The organism is Cellulosimicrobium sp. ES-005 (assembly GCF_040448685.1).
In the GTDB taxonomy this organism is placed as follows: Bacteria; Actinomycetota; Actinomycetes; order Actinomycetales; family Cellulomonadaceae; genus Cellulosimicrobium; species Cellulosimicrobium cellulans_G.
In genome coordinates this window covers 615,253-636,030 of sequence record NZ_CP159290.1, presented here as the reverse complement: position 1 = coordinate 636,030, position 20,778 = coordinate 615,253, and the positions used below count along the sequence as shown (strand labels likewise).

Below are 20,778 nucleotides of genomic sequence, written 5' to 3'. Positions count from 1 at the left end.
TGCAGGTCACGGGTGTGACAGCCAGGAGCGGGTGAAAAACCGCGCGGTGGCTACGATGCCCCTGTGCCCTCGTTCGTCACGCTGCTGCTCCACCCCGACCGCCGCCGCCCCGACCCCGGGCCCTGGCGGGTCGACCTGCGCGTCGTGATCCTCGTCGGCATGGGCCTCTGGACCGTCGCGCTCGTCGTGTGCACGGCCCTCCTCGCGACCGGCGCGATCACGCCGCGCGCCGTCGCGACGTGCGGCGTCGGCCTCGTCCTCGGCCTGCTCGGCCTCGTGTGGGAGCGCCGGAACCGCACCCGCTACCGCGCGTCCTCGGACGACTGAGGGTCGTCCCAGGCGGTCCGCGCGAGCGCGTCCTGCGCCGCGTCGGGGTCGCGGAGCGCCTGCTCGAGCACGAACCGCGCGCCGTGGCGTCCCGTCGCGACCGCGAGCCCCGCCGCGAGCCCGGCCGGGCCGGTCGCGTGGACCACGGCGTCCGCTCCCCCGCCGTGCTCCACCCACCACGGCACCGCGACCCCGCCCACGCGCAGGTCGTCGTGACGTTCCCAGGTGCGGGGCGCCGCGCCGTCGAGGACCGCGCGCACCGCCTCGGGGACGTCGCCACGACGGCCCGGGTCGTCGGGGGCGGGAGCGGTGCGCGGGACGGTCCGGACGTCCAGGAGGTCGGCGACCTCGGCCAGCAGACCCGGCGGCGCCGGGAGGACCGCGCGGACGGGTGACCACATCGGGTCGGGGGCGACGGCGACGTCGTCCGCGCCGACCACCAGCACCGCCCCGGCACGCAGCGCGGGCAGGCGCTCGGGCGGCGGATCCAGCCGCTCGCCACGGGCCGCGAGGGCGCCGAGCGCGCGCCAGAGCGTCAGCGCGGCCCGTGCGTCGACCGCCTCTCCGACGTCGGGCAGGTCGTCCAGCAGCTCGACCCACTCGTCCGGCGCGAGCTCCGCGAGGTCCCGCACGCCGCCCAGCGCGGCCAGCACCTCGTCGTCGAGCCCCGCCACGTCCGGCGGGGCCGGGCGCAGGAACGGGACGTGCCGGAGGCCCGACCCGAGCGCGAACGCGCCGCCGAGCTCCTCGCGCAGCCACCACGCGGTGTAGGAGCGCGCCGTGGTGGTCCGACCTCCCTCGGCCCGCACCGGGGCGAGCAGCGCCTCCCGGGTCCCGGGCTCCGTGGCGAGGCGCGCGAGCGCGTCCGGCCACGCCGCGTCGGCGACCGCGTCGAGGTCCGCGACCGCGAGGACGTCGCCCGCGTACGCCTCGGGACCGAGCGTCGCCGCGAGGTACGCGAGGTACCCGCCCCAGTCGGACAGCCAGCCCTCCGGGGCGTGCGGGTCCAGGTCCGGCTCGTCGTCCGACGCCGGCGTGAGCACGTCGCGCACGCGCAGCACCCCGAGCCCGTCGGCCGCGCCCACCGCGCGCAGCACCGGCTCGCCCCAGCGGTCGACGACCGCGGGATCGACCAGGTCGAGCGTGTCGAGCGCGTCCGCGGCCCACGTCCCGGGCAGCGCGCAGCCGCGCACGGGCGACCAGCCACCGTCCGCCGTCGGCACGGGCAGCTCGCCCCACCAGAAGGGCAGGCCCGCCCGCGCCGGGTCCGGTGCCGCGCGCACCGCGGCAGCGACCAGCGCGAGCAGCCGGCCCACGTCCGCCGTCGGGTCGTCGCCCGCGTCCGCCGCGTCCGAGGCCGCCAGGACGCGCTCGCGCACCGCCCCCTCGGAGAGCACCGCCCGGAGGTGGGTCGCCCGTGCCCCGAGCCGTTCGAGCAGCGGGTGCGCGGCCCGCGGGTCGACCACGCGCAGCCCGAGCTCGGCCGCGTCGCGCGCGTCGAGCGCACCGCCGTCCGACGGCTCGCCCGGCCCGGCGTCCAGGAGCAGGAGCCCGCGCGCGCCGCGCACGACCTGCCCGCCGAGCAGCGGCACGGGGAGCGCCCCCAGGGCCTCGAGCACCGACCTGTCGCCGGCGTGCGGTGCCAGCGCGTCGTACAGCGACCGCCAGCGCGCCGGGTCGGCGACGAGCGGGAGGTCGTCCACGACGTCCGCGAGGTCCACGACCCGTGTGCCGAGCGACCGCGCGACCGCACGGAGCGGCCCCGGGACGTCCACCAGGTGGGCGACCCCCAGCTCGGACCGCACGCGCGCGTCGCCCACGTCCCCCGCGAGGACGCACGCCTCGGCGGGCGTGACCAGGGCCTGCCGCACGGTCGCCGCCGCGCCCCCGTCCTCGAGCACGTCGTCGTCGGCACGGAGAACCCCCGCGGCGGGGCGCGCGACCGGCGCGTCGAGCGGCAGGAGCGGGGTCCGGGCGAGCGCCGCCTCGGCCGACGCGCGGACCTCCGCGTCGACGGCGCTCGCCGGCAGCCCGGTCGGGACGAGGGCGAGCACGTCGGCACCGCGCTCGGGCGCGAGCTCGCCGAGCAGCTCCGCGTACGCACGCCCCGCCGCACGCGCCACGTGCGCGGTGACCGGCCCGGGCGGGACGTGCCGGCGCGCCGGGTCCAGCGGGAAGGTCGCCAGGAGCAGCGCGGGGAAGGTGAGGCGCTCGTCGGTGGGGGTCGGGGCGTGCAGCACGTCGGTGCGCGCCCCGTCGTCCGGGAGCGCCCACGTGACCGACCACCGCGTCGACGCACGCTCCTCGACCGGGCGGTCCGCGAGCAGCGCCGCGTCGATCGTCCCCTCGCGCCGCAGGACGGTCCACCGGTCGGCGACGTCCGCGACCCGTCGCTCCTCGACGCCGTCCCCGGCCACGACGACCTCGGCGAGCGCCGGGAGCGCGAGCAGGAGCGGGTCCCCCACGTCGGCGAGCTCCGCGCGGACGGCGGCGAGGGCGTCCGCGTCGCGCAGCTCGATCTCGACGACCGTGTCGTACCCCGGCGGCACCTCGACACGGGCCGGGAACGGGAGTCGCAGCGCCGGGAGCCGGTCGCCGCGGCGCGCCACCTCGGCGGCGAGGTCCGGACGGTCGGCGACCACGTCGTCGAGCGCGGCGCGCGTGCGCGCGACCGAGAGCTCGACGGCGCGCTCGCCCGTCCCGACCCGGACCCGGTCGGAGACCGCGCGGACCGCGGCGAAGCCGACCCCGAACCGTCCCACCGTGGGCGTCCGACCGTCGGCGTCGCGCGGGCTGCGTCCGGTCGCGGAGGCACGGAGCGCGACGAGCGACGCGACGCCCGAGGCGTCCAGCGGCTCGCCCGTGTTCGCCGCGCGCAGCACCCAGGGCTCGTCCGGTCCCGACGGCGCGTGCAGGCTCAGGCGCAGCCGCCCCGGGACCCCGGCGCGGGCCGCGGCGTCCGCGGCGTTCTGCGCGAGCTCGACGACGACGCGCCCCCGGTACGACCCGTGGGCGTGGTCCTCCTCGGTGTTCGCGTCCTCGCGCAGCCGCGTCGGCGACGACCGCCACGCCTCCAGGACCGCACGGCGCAGCGCGGCCGTCCCGAAGACGTCGTCCGTCACTCCTGCGGCTCGTCTGCCGCCCGCTCGGGGGCCGGCTGCGCGTCGGCCGCCGGGGCCTCCGGGGTGGTCCCCGGGTCGGGGGCGTCGGCCGGTGGGGCCTCCGGAGCGGTCTCCGGGTCGGCAACCTCCGCCGGCGCCCCGGAGGCTGCGACCGCGGCCTCCGGCTCGGCCGTCGCCGCCTCGTCGGCCGTCGCCCCGTCCTCGGCGGGCACCGCCGGCGGGGCGACGGACTCGAGCAGGGAGACGATCTCGACGTGCAGCTCGTCGACCAGGGGGTCGGCGTCGGGCCAGTCGCTCCGCTGCGGCTCGACGTCGGTCTCCGAGTGCGCACCGCACCCGTGGTCGAGGCTCACGACCTTGCCGTCGTCGGGCGACCACTCGTTCGCGCACACGCCGAACACCTGGCCGAGGCTGCCCTGGAGGGTGACGAGGAAGCCGCACGACCCGCACTCCGCGGCCGAGGCGACCGCACCGCGGGCCGTCGGGCCGCGCGAGCCGCGGTACCAGCGCTCGGCGGCCTCGTCCCGACCCTGCGGGGACAGCACGCGGGCGCGCGCGAGGGCGAGCTCGTCGATCGCGACGGCGTCCTGCTCCTCGTCGCCCGTCGGGACGTAGCCGGGCTCGAGGCGCGGGTCGTCGGCGCGGAACGGGAGCACGTCGCCCGGCCCCACGTCGCCGGGCTGCAGGCGCTCGGACCACGGGAGCCACGACGGCGCGAGCAGCGCGCCGTCGCCCGGCAGCAGCTCGACCTCGCACACCGTGGCCGTCCGCCCGCGCGGCACGCGCGCGAGGGTGACGGTCCAGTGCCAGCCGCGGTAGCCGCGCATCGTGCACGCGAACCGGTGGGAGATGAGGCGGTCCGCCTCGGCGAAGGTGCCGAGGTGCTCCCCGACGTCCTCGGGTCGCTCGGCGACCTCCTGGGCCGCGGCGCGCGCGAGCTCGACCGCGCCCGTGAGCACGGCGTCGCGCGCGGCACGCGCGGACACTCCCCGGGAACGCTCCTCGGCAGCGGCCACGGCGACCATGTCAGCCCTCGATCTCGTCGGCGACCACGCGCAGGACCTTGGCGACCATCGTGGCCTTGCCCTTCTCCGGGTAGCGGCCCTTGCCGAGCCCGTCGCGGATCCGGTCGAGCTCCTTGATGAGGTCCTCCACGATGACCGCCATCTCGTCCGCCGAGCGGCGCTTCGCCTTGACCACGGACGGCGCCGGGTCGAGGAACGTGACCGCGAGCGCCTGCGGGCCCCGCCGTCCGTCGGCGACGCCGAAGTCCACCCGGGCGCCCGGCTTGGGCGCGGGGGCGTCGGCGGGCAGCGCGGAGGCGTGCAGGAAGACCTCGCCGCCGTCGTCGTTGGCGATGAAGCCGAACCCGCGTTCGGTGTCGAACCACTTGACCTTGCCGGTGGGCACGTGAACCTCGTTCGTGCTCGTAGGAACCAGAACCCCCAGGCTACCGGCCACGCGGCGGCAAAGCCGCATCCATACCGCGGGCGCGCTCCCGGAGCCCGCCGTGCCGCGCCGTCGGTCCGGTCAGCGCGCCGCCGACCGGGCGACCACGCCCGCGTCCGCTCCCGCCCGCAGGGCGACGGCGTCGAACCAGTCGGCGTAGTCGGCCACCGTGCGGTGGAGGTGGCCGAACAGCTCGAAGGACACGGTGCCGAACAGGGTGGTCCAGGCCATGAGCGTGCGCACGACGGCCTCCGCCGGGGCGTCGGCCGCGACGAGCCCGCGGGACGCGACGTACGCGACGGCGGGGGCGACGAGCGCGTCCGCGTCCCCGGCCGACGGCGGGGCGGGCGCGGGGCCCTCGCCGCCCGCCCAGGAGTCGGCGACGACGCGGACGAGGGTCCGCACGACGCGCGTCGCGGGCTCGACGGTGTCCTGCGGCGCCGCGTACCCGGGGACGGGCGTGCCGTAGAGCAGGGCGAAGTCGCCGGGACGCTCGACGCACCAGGCCCGCAGCGCGCGGCACGCGGCGAGCCACCGGCCGGTCAGGTCGTCGCGCGCGACCGCGGCCTCCGCCGCCTCGACCGCGGCGCCGAGCTCGTCGTAGCACTCGACGAGGAGCGCCGTGAGGAGCGCGTCGCGGCTCGGGAAGTAGCGGTAGACGGCCGACGACACCATGCCGACGTCGCGCGCGACGGCCCGGAGCGAGAGCCCGGCGGGGCCGTCGGCGACGAGGCGCGCGCGGGCGGCGTCGAGGATGTCGCGCGTCAGGGTCTCGCGCGCCAGGGCGCGTGCCGTGCGAGGAGCCGTCATTCCGACAGGGTGACAGACGAGAGCGGCGCCCACAAACGAGAGCGGTGCTCTTGCAATGGATGCCGACCCGTGCCATGCTCCTCGACGAAGCGAGAGCACTGCTCTCGGAAAGGAGACCTCATGACCAACGCACCGTCCTCGTCCGACCGGCACGTCGTCGTCGGCGCCGGGCCCGTCGGCCGGCACGTCGCCGCCGAGCTCGCGGCCCGCGGGTCGCACGTCACCGTCGTCACCCGCAGCGGCCGGGACACCGGCGTCGCGGGCGCCACCCACCGCGCCCTCGACGCCTCCGACGCCGACGCCCTGACCCGCGTCGCCGACGGCGCCGACGTGCTCTACAACTGCGCCAACCCCGGCGACTACACGCAGTGGGAGCGCGTCTGGCCGCCCCTCGCGACCGCGCTGCTCACCGCCGCCGAGCGCACCGGCGCCGTCTACGCGATCACCGGCAACCTCTACCCCTACGGCCCCGTCGACGGGCCGATGACCGAGGACCTGCCCGACGTCGCGACCGACCACAAGGGGGTCCTGCGCGCCCGGCTGTGGGCCGACGCGCTGGCCGCGCACCGTGCCGGTCGCGCGCGCGTCGTCGAGGTGCGCAGCTCCGACTTCGTCGGGCCCGGCGTCGGGGGCAACGGGCACGTCTCGCGCGTCGTGCCGGCAGCCCTGCGCGGGCGCGCCGTGACGATGATCGGGCGCACCGACCTGCCGCACTCGTTCACCGACGTCCAGGACGCCGCCCGCACCCTGGTCGCCGCGGCGGCCGACCCCGACGCGCACGGCCGCACGTGGCACACCCCGAGCAACCCGCCCCGCACCCAGCGCGAGGCGCTGACCGACGTCCTCGCGAGCGTCGGGCACCCGCCCGTCCGGGTCCGCTCCCTGCGCGGCGCCGGCCTCGCCGCCGCCGGCCTGTTCTCGCCGCTGCTGCGCGAGCTGCGCGACCTCGCCTACCAGTGGGAGCGGCCCTACGTCCTCGACGACACCGCGGCACGCGCCCGCTTCGGGATCGAGCCGACGCCCTGGGACGAGGTCTGCCGCCGCACCGCCCGCGGCTGATCACCGGACCCGTCGACATCGGCGAACACAGTCGAGCTCGGCGGTCCGAGTCGAGGTCGGCGGTCGTACGTGCCGACGTCGGCAGAACCTGCCGAACGCGTGCTGCGGCCCTGAACGGCACAGGGACGCTCCGGGGCGCCGTCCACAACCTCCGCACCGCGCGGTCGTCGTCCACAGCTCCGGTACCGCCCGGCCCGCGGTGGTCTCAGGAACGGCACGATCTCTCCCCATGCCGAGTCGAGAGCCCCCGACCCCCCTCCACCTCGCGCACGAGCACCTCCCGGAAGAGGTCCGGCGCCGGCTCGCCACCGGCGAGTGGGAACGGGTGCGGCGCGGTGCGTACCGCGACACACCCGCGCCCGACGTCCCGCCCCTCGCGGCGGCGCGGACCCTCGCGGTCGCCCGAGCCCGTGCCGTCGCCCGAGCCCTGCGCGCCGACCCCGTCGTGAGCCACGCGTCCGCAGCGCTCCTGCACGGCCTGCCCGTGTGGGAACTCCCCACGACGACCCACGTGGTCCAGCCGTACCGCAGGTCGGGATCCGCGGCGCGCGACGTGACGCGGCACGTCGGCGAGGTGGGCGCCGAGGACCGGGCGACGATCCGCGGCGTCACCGCGACCTCGCTCGCGCGCACCGTCGCCGACTGCCTGCGCACGATGCCCGCGCTCGACGGACTCGTCGTGGCGGACGCGGCGCTCGCGCGGGGCGTCCGGCGGTCCGACGTCGCGACCGTCCTCGACCGGTCACCGCGAGGTCGCGGATCCCGTCGGGCCCGGCACGTGCTCGAGCTCGCGGACCCGGGCGCGGAGTCGGCCCGCGAGACCTGGCTGCGGTACGTCCTCCTGCGGACCGGGTTGCCGCGCCCGGAGACCCAGGTGCCGCTCCGCACCGAGGTCGGTCCGGTGCGGGTCGACCTGGGCTGGACGCGGTGGCGGCTGCTGCTGGAGTTCGACGGCCTGGTGAAGTACCGCACCGGCCCGTCCGGGCTGGCGCCGCGCGAGGACCCGGGCCGCGTGCTCGTCCAGGAGAAGCTGCGGCAGGAGGCGATCGAGCGCACGGGGAACCGCCTGCTGCGCGTCACCTCCCGGGACCGGCCGTCCCACGTCGTCGCGCGGGTGCTGCGGCACGTCCCGCCCGACGTCGTCCGCGGCCTCCGCCCCGACCCGTTCCTCCCGCCTCTGTGAGCTCGGCGGTCCGGCACGAGGTCGGCACGTTCCGTCGAGATCGGCGGTCCTGACTGCCGATCTCGACCGCGATCACCGATCTCGTGGGACCGGGCCCGGCGCGTAACATCGAACGGATGGCCACCTCCCGGCCCGAGCGGGCTCCGACGTACAGCGAGTCGCTGCGCCAGCGCGACGACGCCGCCCTGGTCGCGCTGCTCCGGCGGCGGCCCGACCTCGCGACGCCGTCGCCCTCGACCCTGCTCTCGCTCGCCGCGCGCGCGATGAACCGGACGAGCCTGGAGCGTGCGCTCGCCGGGCTGGACGAGCTGACGCTCCACGTCCTGGAGGCGGTGCTGGTGCTCGACTCCGTGGGGTCGCCCGCGACGGCGGCGGCGGTCGCGCGGGCGACGGGCGTCGACCGCGCGCGTGTCACCTCCGCGCTCGCCCTCCTCGACGAGCTCGCGCTCGTCTGGACCCCCGGCGCACGGTCGGCCGGGTTCCGCCCGGCGCCGGGCGTCGCGGAGGTCCTCGGCTCTCACCCCGCCGGCCTCGGCCCCGTCGCGGCCCTCGCCGCGGGCGACGCGGGCGCGGCGGGGAGGGGCGACCTGCCCGACGACGCCCCGCCCGGCACCCGGGCGATCCTCGACGCGCTGACGTGGGGACCGCCCGTCGGCGTCGCCCCCCGCGCGGACGCGTCCGCGCGGCGCGCGACGGACTGGCTCGTCGAGCACGGCTACCTGCGTGCGACGGACGAGCGGCACGTCGTGCTGCCGCGCGAGGTCGGGCTCGCCCTGCGCGGTGGCCGCACCCATCGCGACGTCCGGACGGCTCCTCCGGTCCCGGACGTCCGCGACCTCCCGCCCGCGACGGTCGACGCGGAGTCCGCGAGCGCCGGGCTCGAGGCCGTGCGGCTCGTCGCGCGGCTCGTGACGCACTGGACCGAGCACCCGCCGGGCGTCCTGCGCGCCGGCGGGCTCGGGGTGCGCGACCTGCGGCGGGCCGCCGTCGCGCTCGAGGTCGACGACCCGACGGCGGCCGCGGTCGTCGAGCTGGCCGCGGCGGCGGGGCTCGTGGCCGACGACGGCGACGACCCGCCCACGTTCGCCCCGACGCTCGCCGCGGAGGACTGGCTCGACGACGACCTGGGCGACCGCTGGGCGACGCTCGCCCGCGGCTGGTGGCGCTCGCGCCGCACCCCCTGGCTCGTGGGCAGCCGCGACGAGAAGGGCGCCCTGCGCGCCGCGCTCGACCCGGAGCTGTGGCGCCCCTGGGTGCCCCGGCTGCGGCGGTCCGTCCTGGACGTCCTCGACCTCGCCCCCGGGCGCCCGCTCGCCGCGGCCGACGTCGTCGCGGTGCTGCGGTGGCGCACGCCGCGGGCGGTGCCACCGGAGCAGGCCGTCGCGGGGCTGCTGCGCGAGGCCGCGTTGCTCGGGGTCACCGGTGCGGGCGCGCTCGCTCCCCCGGGACGTGTCCTCCTCGGTGCCGACGACGTGCAGGCGTCGTCCGGGACCGGCCCGACGGACCTCGGCGCCGCCTTCGAGGCGGTGCTCCCGGCCGAGGTCGACGACCTGCTGCTCCAGGGCGACCTCACGGGCATCGTACCGGGGCGGCCGTCGCGCACGCTCGAGCGGCTCGTCGAGGTCGCGGCGGACGTCGAGTCGCGCGGCGCCGCGACGACGGTCCGGTTCACACCCGACTCCGTCCTGCGCGCGCTCGACCGCGGCGCGACGGCCGACGAGCTCCTCGCCGAGCTCGCCGCGCACTCGCGCACCCCCGTGCCGCAGCCGCTCGAGTACCTGGTGCGCGACACGGCGCGCCGCCACGGCCGGGTCCGCGTGGGGACGGCGTCGTCGTACGTGCGCGCGGAGGACCCGGTGCTGCTCGCGGGGATCGCGGAGGACCCGGCGCTGCGCGGGCTGGGCCTCGTGCTCCTCGCGCCGACCGTGCTCGCGTCGGCCGCGCCCGCCGGGGAGCTCCAGGAGGCGCTGCGCGCCCGCGGCGTGCCGGCGGTCGTCGAGGGCCCGGACGGGCGTGTGCTCGTCGCGGACCGGGCCGGCCGGCGGGGCGCTCCCGACGGCGTCGCACCGTCCCGACGCGGCCGGGTCGCCACCGCGGGGCGGCGCGCGGGCGGGCGCGTGCGGACCGGCGTCGTCCCCGGTTCCGGGGCGCGCGTCGACGAGCCGGGCGGCGCCGCCGAGCGCACGCAGCGGTTCGCGGACCTCGTCGCCCGCCTGCGCGCGGAGGACGCGCGCTCCGCCGAGCGCGCGGGGGACGGCGCGGGCGGGCGGCCCGGACGGACGGCCCTCGCGGAGGGCGACGGGACGCGCGCGGGCGAGCGGACGCCGTCGGGCACGAACGGACGCGCCGACGGGTACGGCCCTGCGGAGGGAACATCCGACCCGGTGGCCGCGTTGGGTCTGCTGCGCGAGGCGATCGCCGACGGGGCGCTGGTCTGGCTCGAGGTCGTCGGACCGACGGGCTCGCAGGACCGCCGCCGCGTCCGACCGCTCACCCTCGACGCGGGACGGCTGCGCGCGCAGGATCCCGCGCGCGACGCGGAGCTGACGGTCGCGGTCCACCGCATCGCGTCCGTCACCCCCGACACCCCGCCGAGGTAGAGCCCTGGTAGCGCGAGGGAGAACCGTGGTCACGACCACGCCTCGACCTCGCGGCACCACGGCTCCACCTCGCGCGACCACGGCTCTACCTCGGCAAGGAGACACATGACCGACGGACCTCTCATCGTCCAGAGCGACAAGTCGCTCCTGCTCGAGGTCGACCACCCGCGCGCCGACGACGCGCGCCGGGCGATCGCGCCGTTCGCCGAGCTGGAGCGCGCCCCCGAGCACGTCCACACCTACCGGCTCACGCCGCTCGGGCTGTGGAACGCGCGCGCGGCCGGGCACGACGTCGAGCAGGTCGTCAACACGCTCATCGAGTACTCGCGCTACCCCGTGCCCCACGCGCTGCTCATCGACGTCGCGGAGACGATGTCGCGGTACGGGCGGCTCACGCTCGCGCAGCACCCGACGCACGGGCTCGTGCTCGAGGCGACGGACCGCGCCGTCCTCGCCGAGGTGCTCAAGTCCAAGCGCACCGCCGGCCTGGTGGGCGAGCGGATCGACGACACGACCGTCGTCGTGCACCCGTCCGAGCGCGGCCACCTCAAGCAGGTCCTCGTGAAGCTCGGCTGGCCCGCCGAGGACCTCGCGGGGTACGTCGACGGCGAGAAGCACGCCATCGCGCTCAGCCCGACGACGCCGCCCCGCGCCGAGGGCGAGGAGCCGAAGCCCTGGGAGATGCGCCCGTACCAGGCGCAGGCGGTGGACGGGTTCTGGCACGGCGGGAGCGGCGTCGTCGTGCTGCCGTGCGGCGCGGGCAAGACGATCGTCGGCGCGGGCGCGATGGCGAAGTCCGGGACGACGACGCTCATCCTGGTGACGAACACGGTGAGCGCGCGCCAGTGGCGCGACGAGCTCGTGCGGCGCACGACGCTCACCGAGGACGAGATCGGCGAGTACTCCGGCGCGCGCAAGGAGATCAAGCCCGTCACGATCGCGACCTACCAGGTGCTGACGACCAAGCGGAAGGGCGTGTACACGCACCTCGAGCTGCTCGACGCGCGCGACTGGGGGCTCGTCGTGTACGACGAGGTGCACCTGCTGCCCGCGCCGATCTTCCGCATGACGGCGGACCTGCAGGCGCGCCGCCGCCTCGGGCTCACCGCGACGCTCGTGCGCGAGGACGGCCGGGAGGACGAGGTGTTCTCGCTCATCGGGCCCAAGCGGTACGACGCCCCGTGGAAGGACATCGAGGCGCAGGGCTACATCGCGCCCGCCGACTGCGTCGAGGTGCGCCTCACGCTGCCCGAGTCCGACCGCATGACGTACGCCGTCGCCGAGCCCGAGGACAAGTACCGGCTCGCCGCGACCGCCGCGGGCAAGAACCGGGTCGTGGAGCAGATCGTCGCGCAGCACCCGGACGACCAGGTGCTCGTGATCGGCCAGTACCTCGACCAGCTCGAGGAGCTGTCGCAGCACCTCGACGCGCCGCTCATCACGGGCGCGACGACGGTCCGCGAGCGCCAGCGCCTGTTCGACGCGTTCCGCTCGGGCGAGATCTCGCGGCTCGTCGTGTCGAAGGTCGCGAACTTCTCCATCGACCTGCCGGAGGCCTCGGTCGCGATCCAGGTGTCCGGGTCGTTCGGGTCGCGCCAGGAGGAGGCCCAGCGCCTCGGCCGCGTCATGCGGCCCAAGTCCGACGGCCGCACCGCGCACTTCTACGCCGTCGTCGCGCGCGACACGGTCGACCAGGACTTCGCGGCCCACCGCCAGCGGTTCCTGGCGGAGCAGGGGTACGCCTATCGCATCGTCGACGCGGAGGACCTGGGCGTCGTGCAGTGACGAGGCCCCCGCTCCGTTGAGTGCTGGGGATGTGTCGTCCGGGGCGGTTCTGCCGACAGATCCCCAGCACTCGGCGCACGTCCCACGATGTGAGAGCGCTCCCAGGAAGTTACTGACAAGACAGTCAGTTGTGCCCTAGGCTCCCCGCATCGGCGCGACGTCGCGCCGGCGTCGGCGCGCTGTGCCGGCCCCCTGTTCGAAGGAGAACACCCACCGTGACCCTCTCGACGACCATCCCCGGCGCGGGCAGGACAGCCCGTCGAGCCCGCGCCGCCGGTGCGGGCGTGGCGGCGCTCGCCGTGGCCGCGACGGGCGTGGCGCTTGGCGCCCCCGCGACGGCCGCCCCGGCCACCGACCCCGACCTCGGACCGAACGTCGTCTTCATCGACGACTCGTGGTCGGTGGACCAGATCAACACCTACCTCGCGTCGATCAACGACGAGGCGGAGTTCAGCCAGGACCGGCACGCCGTGTTCTTCGAGCCCGGCGTCTACGGCGACGCGTCCGGCCAAGACGACCCCGCGACGGCGACGGGGATCGTCAACGCGGAGGTCGGCTACTACACCGCGATCGCCGGCCTCGGCGCGCAGCCGGACGACGTGCTCATCAACGGCGCGCTGAGCGTGCAGCCGGTCGTGAGCTGCCCGAACAACCCGTGGAGCTGCCAGGACCCGGGCTCGCTGACGCGCTTCTGGCGCTCGCTGAGCAACGTGGCGATCAACCCGATCCAGCGCCCGGTCGACGAGGACGTGAACCGCCCGTTCCCGGCGGGGATCACCGACCCGCACCAGCTCCGGTTCGCGGTGTCGCAGGCCGCGCCGCTGCGCCGGGTCGACATCCAGGGCGACCTCACGGTCTTCGGCCGCTTCGGCGAGTACGCGAGCGGCGGCTACCTCGCCAACTCGCGCGTCTCGGGCCGCCTCGTGACTGGCTCGCAGCAGCAGTGGTACACGCGCAACTCCGAGGTCGGCACCTGGGACGGCGGCGTGTGGAACATGGTGTTCTCCGGCGTCGAGGGCGCCCCGGCCACGGACTTCGGCCCCCGGCCCGACGGCACCACCGGCAACAAGACGACGCTCGACACGACCCCGCTGAGCCGGGAGGCGCCGTTCCTGTTCCGTGACGGCGAGGACCTCGCCGTGTTCGTGCCGCACGCGCGGACCGAGACGCGCGGCGTCGACTGGTCGACCGACGCCGACGCGGGCCAGAAGCTCTCCCTCGACGCCTTCTTCGTCGCCCACGAGGGCGACTCGGCGGCGGAGATCAACGCGGCCCTCGCGACCGGCAAGAACCTCCTGCTCACGCCCGGCGTCTACCACCTCGACGAGGCGATCCGCGTCGAGAACCCCGACACGGTCGTGCTCGGCCTCGGCTACGCGTCCCTCGCCCCGACGTCGGGCACCGCGGCGCTGGAGATCGGCGACGTCGCGGGCGTGAAGGTGGCGGGCATCACGGTCGACGCCGGACCCGTCGAGTCGGACGTCCTCGTGCGCGTCGGTCCGGCGGACGCGCACGTGGCGGACGCCGCCGACCCGACGACGCTCACCGACGTGTTCGTCCGCGTCGGCGGGCCGTGGGTCGGCAAGGCGACGACGAGCATCGAGGTCAACAGCGACCACGTGCTGCTCGACCACATCTGGGCCTGGCGCGGGGACCACGGCAGCGGCATCGGGTGGGACCAGAACACGGGCGACCACGGCGTCGTCGTGAACGGCGACGACGTGACCGCCACGGGCCTGTTCGTCGAGCACTACCAGAAGAACCAGACGATCTGGAACGGCGAGCGCGGCCGCACGGTCTTCTACCAGAGCGAGATCCCCTACGACGTGCCGAGCCAGGCCGCGTTCATGGACGGCGACCGCACGGGGTACGCGTCGTACCGGGTGGGCGACCACGTCCGGCGGCACGACGCCGTCGGGCTGGGCGTGTACTCGTTCTTCAACCAGGGCGTCGACGTGCGCGTCGCGAGCGGCATCCAGGCGCCCGTCCGCGCAGGCGTGACGTTCCGGTCGATGACGAGCGTCTTCCTCAACGGGTCGGGCGGCATCGAGCACGTCGTCAACGACACGGGCGCTCCCGCCGTCGGCTCGTTCGCGTCCCCGCAGGTCGTGGCGTACCCGACCGACCTCCCCGCGGAGGCCGACGTCACGGTCGAGGCCACGACGCGCTGCCTCGCGGGCACGGCGTACGTCGCGGTCCGGGCGACCAACGGCGGCGACGCGCCGCTCGCGGTGACGCTCTCGACGCCGTTCGGGTCGCGCACCGTCGCGAGCGTCGCCCCGGGCGCGAACGCGTACCAGTCGTTCGCGGTGCGCGCCGCCTCGGTGGCGGCGGGCGACGCTGTCGTCAGCGCGGTCGCCGGAGGCGTCACGAGCGAGGTCAGCGCGCCCTACGCGGCGCTGACCTGCGGGTGACCGACCGCACCGGTCGAGCGTCACGAGGCCCGTCTCCCCGAGAGGGAGGCGGGCCTCCGCCGTCGTGCCGGCCGACGGCGGTGCGCCCCACGGCGCCCCGGCCCCGATTGCGGGACCCCAGGGGCTGGGAAAGGATCGGCGCGTGAGCACGGCCCACCGTCCCTCGCTCCCCCGCGCCGCCGCGGACCGTGGCGCGCGCGCGTCGCTCGCCCTCGTCGCGGCGGCGCTCGTCGCCCTCGTGACCGGCCTCGCCCTGCTCCTCCCCGCCGCGACCGCCCACGCTGTGGCCCCGATGGACGTCGCCGACGAGATCACCGACCCCGACGGCGTGCTCGGCGACCGGACCGACGCGGTCCAGGACGCGCTCGACCGCCTCGCGCAGGACACCGACCTCCAGCTCTTCGTCGTGTACGTCGCGAGCTTCGACGGCATGGACGGCGTCGACTGGGCGAACGCCACGGCGAACGCGTCCGGGCTCGGCGTGGACGACCTGCTGCTCGCCGTCGCGACCGAGGACCGCCGCTACGGGCTCTCCTACGACAACAACGTGTCCCTCACCGACGCCGAGCTGGACCGGATCTCCGCCGCGGTGGAGGACGAGCTGCGGGACGACGACTGGGCGGGCGCCGCGATCGCCGCGACCGAGGTCGCGCGCGGCGCGAGCCAGGGCTCCGGGGGCGTGTCCTGGTTCTGGGTCCTGCTCGGCCTCGGCGTGCTCGTCCTCGTGGTCGTGCTGGTCGTCCGGTCGGTCGCGAAGCGCCGCCGCACCACCCCGGGCGGGGTCCCTGCGGAGGGTGGTCTCGCGGCCCTGCCCACCGACGAGCTCAACCGGCGCGCGAGCGCCGCGCTCGTCGCGATCGACGACGCCGTGAAGACCTCGGAGCAGGAGCTCGGCTTCGCGCAGGCCCAGTTCGGCCTCGAGGCGACGCGACAGTTCTCCGCCGCGCTCGCCGAGGGCAAGCAGAAGGTCTCCGAGGCGTTCATGCTGCGCCAGCAGCTCGACGACGACCGCCCCGAGACCGAGCCGCAGGCCCGGGACGCGATGGCCCGCATCGTCGCGCTGTGCGACGAGGTCGCGGCGTCCCTCGACGCCCAGTCGCGCACCTTCGACGAGCTGCGCGACCTCCAGGCGCGCGCCCCGCAGGTGCTCGACGAGACCGACCAGCGCGCGAGCGAGGTCCTCGCCCGCGTCGAGCCGGCGCGCGCGACGCTCGACGCGCTCGCTCGCACGTACCCGCCGACGTCGCTCGCGTCCGTCGCGCAGAACCCCGACCAGGCACAGGCGCTCGTCGCGAACGCCCGCGAGTCCGTCGCCCGGGGCCGCGAGGCGCTGGCCGGCAAGGACCGGGCCGCGGCCGTGGCCCTCGCCCGGGCGGCGCAGAACGCCGTGGGGCAGGCGGTCACGCTGCTCGACGCCGTCGACCGGGCCGGCGCGGACCTCGCCGAGTCGGGCCCGCGCCTCGACCGTGGCCTCGCCTCGATCACGTCCGACATCGCCGACGCCGGCCGGCTCGCCCCCGCGGACCCCGCCGTCGCCCCGGCCCTCGCGGAGGCGCAGGCCGCCGCGGCCGCGGCGGGGACCGCGCGCGACGGCGGAGACCCCCTCACGGCGCTGCGGCGCCTCACCGAGGCCGAGGCCGCGCTCGACGCCGCGCTCGCCCCGTTCCGTGAGCGTGCCGAGCAGGCAGCGCGCGCGAACGCGCTCCTGCGCGACACGCTGGCACGCGTCGACTCGCAGGTCCGCGCGACGAACGACTTCATCGAGACCCGGCGCGGCGCCGTCGGGCCCGAGGCACGCACCCGGCTCTCGGAGGCGATCCGGCTGCTCGGCGAGGCCCGCGCACTCCAGCCGACCGACCCCGTCGCCGCGCTCGAGCGCGCGCAGCAGGCCGACGCGCAGGCGCAGTCCGCCGCGCAGCGCGCCCAGCAGGACGCGTCGAGCTGGCAGTCGTCGCAGGGCGGCGGGATGTTCGGCGGTGGCGGCGGGAGCAACGTCGGGGGGATGGTGCTCGGCGGGATCCTGCTCGACTCGATCCTGCGCGGCGGGGGCGGCGGCCGGTCCGGCGGGTTCGGGGGCGGGAGCTTCGGGGGCGGGAGCTTCGGGGGCGGCTCCGGCGGCGGCGGCTTCGGCGGCGGCCGGTCGGGCGGGCGCTCGGGCGGACGCTCGTCGGGCGGGCGTTCAGGCCGCGGCGGGCGCTTCTGACCAGACTGCGAGCCCCCCGGACCAGACCGGACCACGGACGAGACGGACCAGCACACAGCACCGACCAGCACGAGACGGCTCATCAGAGAGGGACGACCATGGCGGAGAAGCAGAGCATCTTCGGACGGATCGCGCAGCTCGCCCGCGCGAACATCAACGCGCTCCTGGACAACGCGGAGGACCCGCAGAAGATGCTGGACCAGCTCGTGCGCGACTACACGAACAACATCGCCGACGCCGAGCAGGCCGTCGCGCAGACCATCGGCAACCTGCGCCTCGCCGAGCAGGACTACAACGAGGACGTCGCCGCCGTGCAGGAGTGGGGCCAGAAGGCCGCCGCCGCGTCCACGCAGGCCGACCGCTACCGGCAGCAGGGCGACACCGCCAACGCCGACAAGTTCGACAACCTCGCCAAGATCGCGCTCGGCAAGCAGATCTCCGCCGAGGGCGAGGTCCGCCAGGCCGAGCCGCTCATCGCCTCTCAGCGCGAGTCCGTCGAGAAGCTCAAGTCCGGCCTCGCGATGATGAAGGACAAGCTGGGCGAGCTGAAGTCCAAGCGCGACTCCCTCGTCGCGCGCCAGAAGAGCGCGCAGGCCCAGCAGACCGTCCAGGGCGCCATCAGCTCGATCAACGTGCTGGACCCCACGAGCGAGATCTCGCGCTACGAGGAGATCGTCCGCCGCGAGGAGGCGCAGGCGATCGGCCAGGCCGAGGTCGCGGCGTCGAGCATCGACTCCCAGTTCGCCGAGCTCGAGACGTCCGGCGAGGCCGTCGAGATCGAGGCTCGCCTCGCCGCGCTCAAGCAGGGGTCGTCCCCCGCGCCGCAGGTGTCGCCCACCCAGGTCACGCCCGCGATCGAATCCGGCACCACGACCCAGGACGCCCCGACCTCCGACTGGTGACGGCCCGCGAGACCCCCGGTCCGCCGAAGGAGAAACCCAGGTCGCGCGGGCTCCCCCGCGGAAGGGCCGCGGCGTGAGGTCAGGCCGGGACGCTCCGTCCGACGGTCGTGCGGACCTCGGCGACGAAGGCCTCGGCGAGGCGTCGGCCGCCGTCGAGGATCTCCGGCGCGTGCTCGTCGAACCCGGACAGTGCGGCGGCGGTGTCGACGTCGTCGTACGCGTCGCACCACGCCTCGAAGCCCGCGCGCGCCGTCTCGGGGTGGAACTGCACGCCGAGCGCGGAGCCGAGGCGGAACGCCTGGTAGGGGTACATGTTGGACGACCCGAGCCAGACGGCGCCGCGCGGGAGGTCGACGATCGCGTCGGCGTGCATGCTCGTCACGTACCGCACCGGTGCGTCGCCCGCGGCGAGCGCGGAGAGCACGGGGTCGGCCTCGGCGTCGGCCCGCCAGAACACGCGGGTCGCGCCGGCCTCGCGCCCCGGGGGCGCGGCGACCTGGACCTGGCCGCCGCCGGCGACGGCGAGGAGCTGGGCGCCGAGGCAGATGCCGAGCGTCGGGACGCCGGTCGTCGCGGTCGCGAGCAGGGTCTCGCGCAGCGCGGGGAGCCAGGGCGCGCGCTCGTCGTCGTGCGCGGACATGTGCCCGCCGAGGACGACCAGGCCGTCCCCGACCTCGTCCGCCGACGGGATCGCGTCGCCGTCGTCCGCGCGCACGACCCGCAGGTCGGCGGCGAGCAGCTCGGCGAAGCCGTCGAGCGTGACGTCCGGGGAGTTCTGGACGACCGTGATCCGGACGGTTCCGGTTGCGGCCGTGGCGTCGGTGTCGTACGTGGTCACGAGGTCCGACGGTACCCACTCCGGGGTACCCCGACGCAAACACCCACGTCGTGGACATGGCAGGCGACCGCCGCGCGGATAGGCTGACCAGCATGTCCGACCTCCAGACCCCCGACGGCCGAACGCTGACGACGCCGCGCCGCACCTATCTCGTCGTCGACGGCGAGAACATCGACGCGACGCTCGGCATGAACGTCCTGGGGCACCGGCCCGCGCCGGAGGAGCGGCCACGGTGGGACCGCATCGTGGAGTTCGCCCGTCAGGCCTGGGGCCAGGACGTCACGCCGCTGTTCTTCCTCAACGCGTCGTCGGGCCAGATGCCGATGTCGTTCGTGCAGGCGCTGCTCGCGATGGGCTACCGGCCGATCCCGCTCGCCGGGTCGAGCAGCGAGAAGGTCGTCGACATCGGTATCCAGCGCATGCTGGACGCGATCGTCGACCAGCCGGGCGACGTGCTCCTCGCGAGCCACGACGGCGACTTCCTGCCGCAGGTCGAGACGCTGCTCGAGGACCCCGACCGCCGCGTGGGCGTCCTCGCCTTCCGCGAGTTCGTCAACGTGCGGCTCACCGAGCTCACGGGGCGCGGGCTGCAGGTGTTCGACCTCGAGGACCACGCCGGGGCGTTCACGACCGTCCTGCCGCGCGTGCGCATCATCCCGCTCGAGGAGTTCGACCCGCTGCGCTACCTCTGACCGCCCTGCCGAGTGCCGGGTAGTCGTCGTCGCAGCACGTCCGGGACGACGACTACCCCGCACTCACGGTGGCCGTGGCGCTCAAGCGTGGAGCTCGCGGTACAGGGGCGTCGGGAACGACGCCGTCACGCCGTCGCCGCCGAGGAGCGCCGCGATGCGCTCGGCCTCCGCGGCGACGGCGCGCTCGGCGTCCGACCCCACGTCCTCGAGCAGCCGGAACGCGGGCTCCCCGCCGGGGCGCACGACCCACGCCCCGACGATCCGGCCCTCCCACCAGACCGTCGCGCCGGCGTTGCCGATGGTGTCGAAGACCGCGGCCTTGTGCGGGCCGAGGTACCAGTCGCGCGCGGCCCAGCCCATCGTCGTCGGGTCGAGGGCGGGCAGGAGCGCGACGCTCCCCTCCAGCGGGGCCTCCTCGGGGCCGGGCAGGTCGGTCCCGCGCAGCATCACGCCGGCCTGCGGGGCCGGGTCGTCGGGCGTGCCCGTCTCGACCTCGACGGCGACGACGTCGAGCCCCGCGAGCGCGGCGCGCGTGTCCCGCAGGTTCCAGCCGGTCCACCATGACAGGTCCTTGACCGTCGCGGGGCCGAACACCTCGAGCCAGGACCGGGCCAGCGCCGTGCGCGCGACCGCCTCGTCCATCGCGGGGATGCCGCCCGGGAACCAGTCCTCGACCGGCGACCAGACGTGCCGGTTGGACGACCACGACCCGCGCGGCTCGCCCCGCACGACCGCGCCCTCGGCCGAGAGCAGCGCCGTGAGCGGGGACGTCATGGTGCGGCGCACGTCCCAGGTCTTGGCGGTGGTGGGCAGGAACGCGGTGCGCAGGAGCGGCGCGGCCTTCGACAGGCTCGCGCCGTCCATCGGACCGTGCTCCGCGAGCGCGCCGTGCACCTGGGCCTCGACGGCGGCGAGGAAGGTCGCCGCGTCGTCGACGGGCGGGTCCGTGGGCAGCGTCGCGAGCTGCTTGAGCAGGTGGGCGCGCAGCCATCGGGCCACCGCGAGCGCCGCGGCCGCGTGCACGACGGGCACCGTCTCGCGCCGCACGACGAACATCGTGCGCCGCATGGCGAGCACCTTGACCAGGGTGCGCCGTCGGAACACGGCGTCGCGGACGTCGTCGAGCACGAGGTCGGGGACGCGCGCGAGGACGGAGAGGTACACGCTCGGGGCGTCGGTGGCGTGCAGGGCGAGCAGCCGGTCGACGACGTCCTCGGGGGTGCGCGCCGCCGGCCGTCCGGGCAGGTCCGTCGCGAGCGCGAGCTGTTGCGCGACGAGTCGCCGCCGCCTCTGGTCCACCGTGATCCGCACGTCCGCCATCCTGCCCGACGCCGCCCACGCGCACCGCGCGGACGGCGTCTCCGGAACGCACCACGGGTGGAGCCCTTTCCCAG

General features: G+C 76.3%; 15 protein-coding genes. 9 read left to right on the top strand and 6 right to left on the bottom strand.

Going from position 1 to position 20,778, the window contains the following annotated elements; translation table 11 throughout:
- Nucleotides 1-63: 63 nt before the first annotated feature.
- Nucleotides 64-327: a DUF2530 domain-containing protein gene (locus ABRQ22_RS02795; RefSeq protein WP_253052702.1), complete on the top strand. Its 264-nt coding sequence runs from the start codon at nt 64-66 to the stop codon at nt 325-327.
- On the opposite strand, the gene ABRQ22_RS02790 is transcribed toward ABRQ22_RS02795, so the two are convergent.
- The 4 genes from ABRQ22_RS02790 to ABRQ22_RS02775 form a co-directional block, all read right to left on the bottom strand.
- Nucleotides 303-3,449, bottom strand: coding sequence for an ATP-binding protein (locus ABRQ22_RS02790; RefSeq protein ID WP_353708494.1), 3,147 nt, complete (start codon nt 3,447-3,449; stop codon nt 303-305). The genes ABRQ22_RS02795 and ABRQ22_RS02790 overlap by 25 nt on opposite strands.
- Nucleotides 3,446-4,474 carry a DUF3027 domain-containing protein gene (locus tag ABRQ22_RS02785; RefSeq protein WP_253052696.1) on the bottom strand — a complete coding sequence of 343 codons (1,029 nt, stop codon included), beginning with the start codon at nt 4,472-4,474 and terminating at the stop codon, nt 3,446-3,448. The genes ABRQ22_RS02790 and ABRQ22_RS02785 overlap by 4 nt, the downstream gene beginning before the upstream one ends.
- Before the next feature lies 1 nt (nt 4,475).
- Complete coding sequence (locus ABRQ22_RS02780; protein ID WP_253052694.1) at nt 4,476-4,859, bottom strand: cold shock domain-containing protein; 384 nt, start codon at nt 4,857-4,859, stop codon at nt 4,476-4,478.
- 120 nt (nt 4,860-4,979) lie between these two features.
- Nucleotides 4,980-5,708, bottom strand: coding sequence for a TetR/AcrR family transcriptional regulator (locus ABRQ22_RS02775; protein WP_253052692.1), 729 nt, complete (start codon nt 5,706-5,708; stop codon nt 4,980-4,982).
- A gap of 120 nt (nt 5,709-5,828) precedes the next feature.
- On the opposite strand from ABRQ22_RS02775, the gene ABRQ22_RS02770 reads away from it, so the two are divergent.
- The 7 genes from ABRQ22_RS02770 (at nt 5,829) to ABRQ22_RS02740 (ending at nt 17,854) form a co-directional block, all read left to right on the top strand.
- On the top strand, nt 5,829-6,767 hold the full coding sequence (locus ABRQ22_RS02770; RefSeq protein WP_353708493.1) for an NAD-dependent epimerase/dehydratase family protein: 939 nt from the start codon (nt 5,829-5,831) through the stop codon (nt 6,765-6,767).
- A gap of 229 nt (nt 6,768-6,996) precedes the next feature.
- Nucleotides 6,997-7,950 carry a hypothetical protein gene (locus ABRQ22_RS02765; protein WP_253052688.1) on the top strand — a complete coding sequence of 318 codons (954 nt, stop codon included), beginning with the start codon at nt 6,997-6,999 and terminating at the stop codon, nt 7,948-7,950.
- 116 nt (nt 7,951-8,066) lie between these two features.
- The gene (locus tag ABRQ22_RS02760; RefSeq protein WP_353708492.1) at nt 8,067-10,550 is read left to right on the top strand and encodes a helicase-associated domain-containing protein; all 2,484 of its coding nucleotides are present in this window, start codon (nt 8,067-8,069) and stop codon (nt 10,548-10,550) included.
- 105 nt (nt 10,551-10,655) lie between these two features.
- Nucleotides 10,656-12,335, top strand: a complete 1,680-nt coding sequence (locus tag ABRQ22_RS02755) for a DNA repair helicase XPB (RefSeq protein WP_353708491.1) — start codon at nt 10,656-10,658, stop codon at nt 12,333-12,335.
- 215 nt (nt 12,336-12,550) lie between these two features.
- Entirely contained in the window at nt 12,551-14,749 is a 2,199-nt protein-coding gene (locus ABRQ22_RS02750; protein WP_353708490.1) for an adenylyl cyclase, read from the top strand.
- Nucleotides 14,750-14,891: 142 nt separating this feature from the next.
- The gene (locus tag ABRQ22_RS02745; protein ID WP_353708489.1) at nt 14,892-16,952 is read left to right on the top strand and encodes a TPM domain-containing protein; all 2,061 of its coding nucleotides are present in this window, start codon (nt 14,892-14,894) and stop codon (nt 16,950-16,952) included.
- A 98-nt stretch (nt 16,953-17,050) separates the two neighbouring features.
- Nucleotides 17,051-17,854 carry a PspA/IM30 family protein gene (locus ABRQ22_RS02740; RefSeq protein ID WP_353708488.1) on the top strand — a complete coding sequence of 268 codons (804 nt, stop codon included), beginning with the start codon at nt 17,051-17,053 and terminating at the stop codon, nt 17,852-17,854.
- 79 nt (nt 17,855-17,933) lie between these two features.
- Here the strand turns inward: ABRQ22_RS02740 and ABRQ22_RS02735 are convergent, their stop codons facing one another.
- Nucleotides 17,934-18,692, bottom strand: a complete 759-nt coding sequence (locus tag ABRQ22_RS02735; protein WP_353708487.1) for a type 1 glutamine amidotransferase — start codon at nt 18,690-18,692, stop codon at nt 17,934-17,936.
- A gap of 92 nt (nt 18,693-18,784) precedes the next feature.
- On the opposite strand from ABRQ22_RS02735, the gene ABRQ22_RS02730 reads away from it, so the two are divergent.
- Nucleotides 18,785-19,384, top strand: coding sequence for an NYN domain-containing protein (locus tag ABRQ22_RS02730; RefSeq protein WP_353708486.1), 600 nt, complete (start codon nt 18,785-18,787; stop codon nt 19,382-19,384).
- A gap of 81 nt (nt 19,385-19,465) precedes the next feature.
- On the opposite strand, the gene ABRQ22_RS02725 is transcribed toward ABRQ22_RS02730, so the two are convergent.
- On the bottom strand, nt 19,466-20,695 hold the full coding sequence (locus tag ABRQ22_RS02725; RefSeq protein ID WP_353708485.1) for a winged helix DNA-binding domain-containing protein: 1,230 nt from the start codon (nt 20,693-20,695) through the stop codon (nt 19,466-19,468).
- Nucleotides 20,696-20,778: the final 83 nt, after the last annotated feature.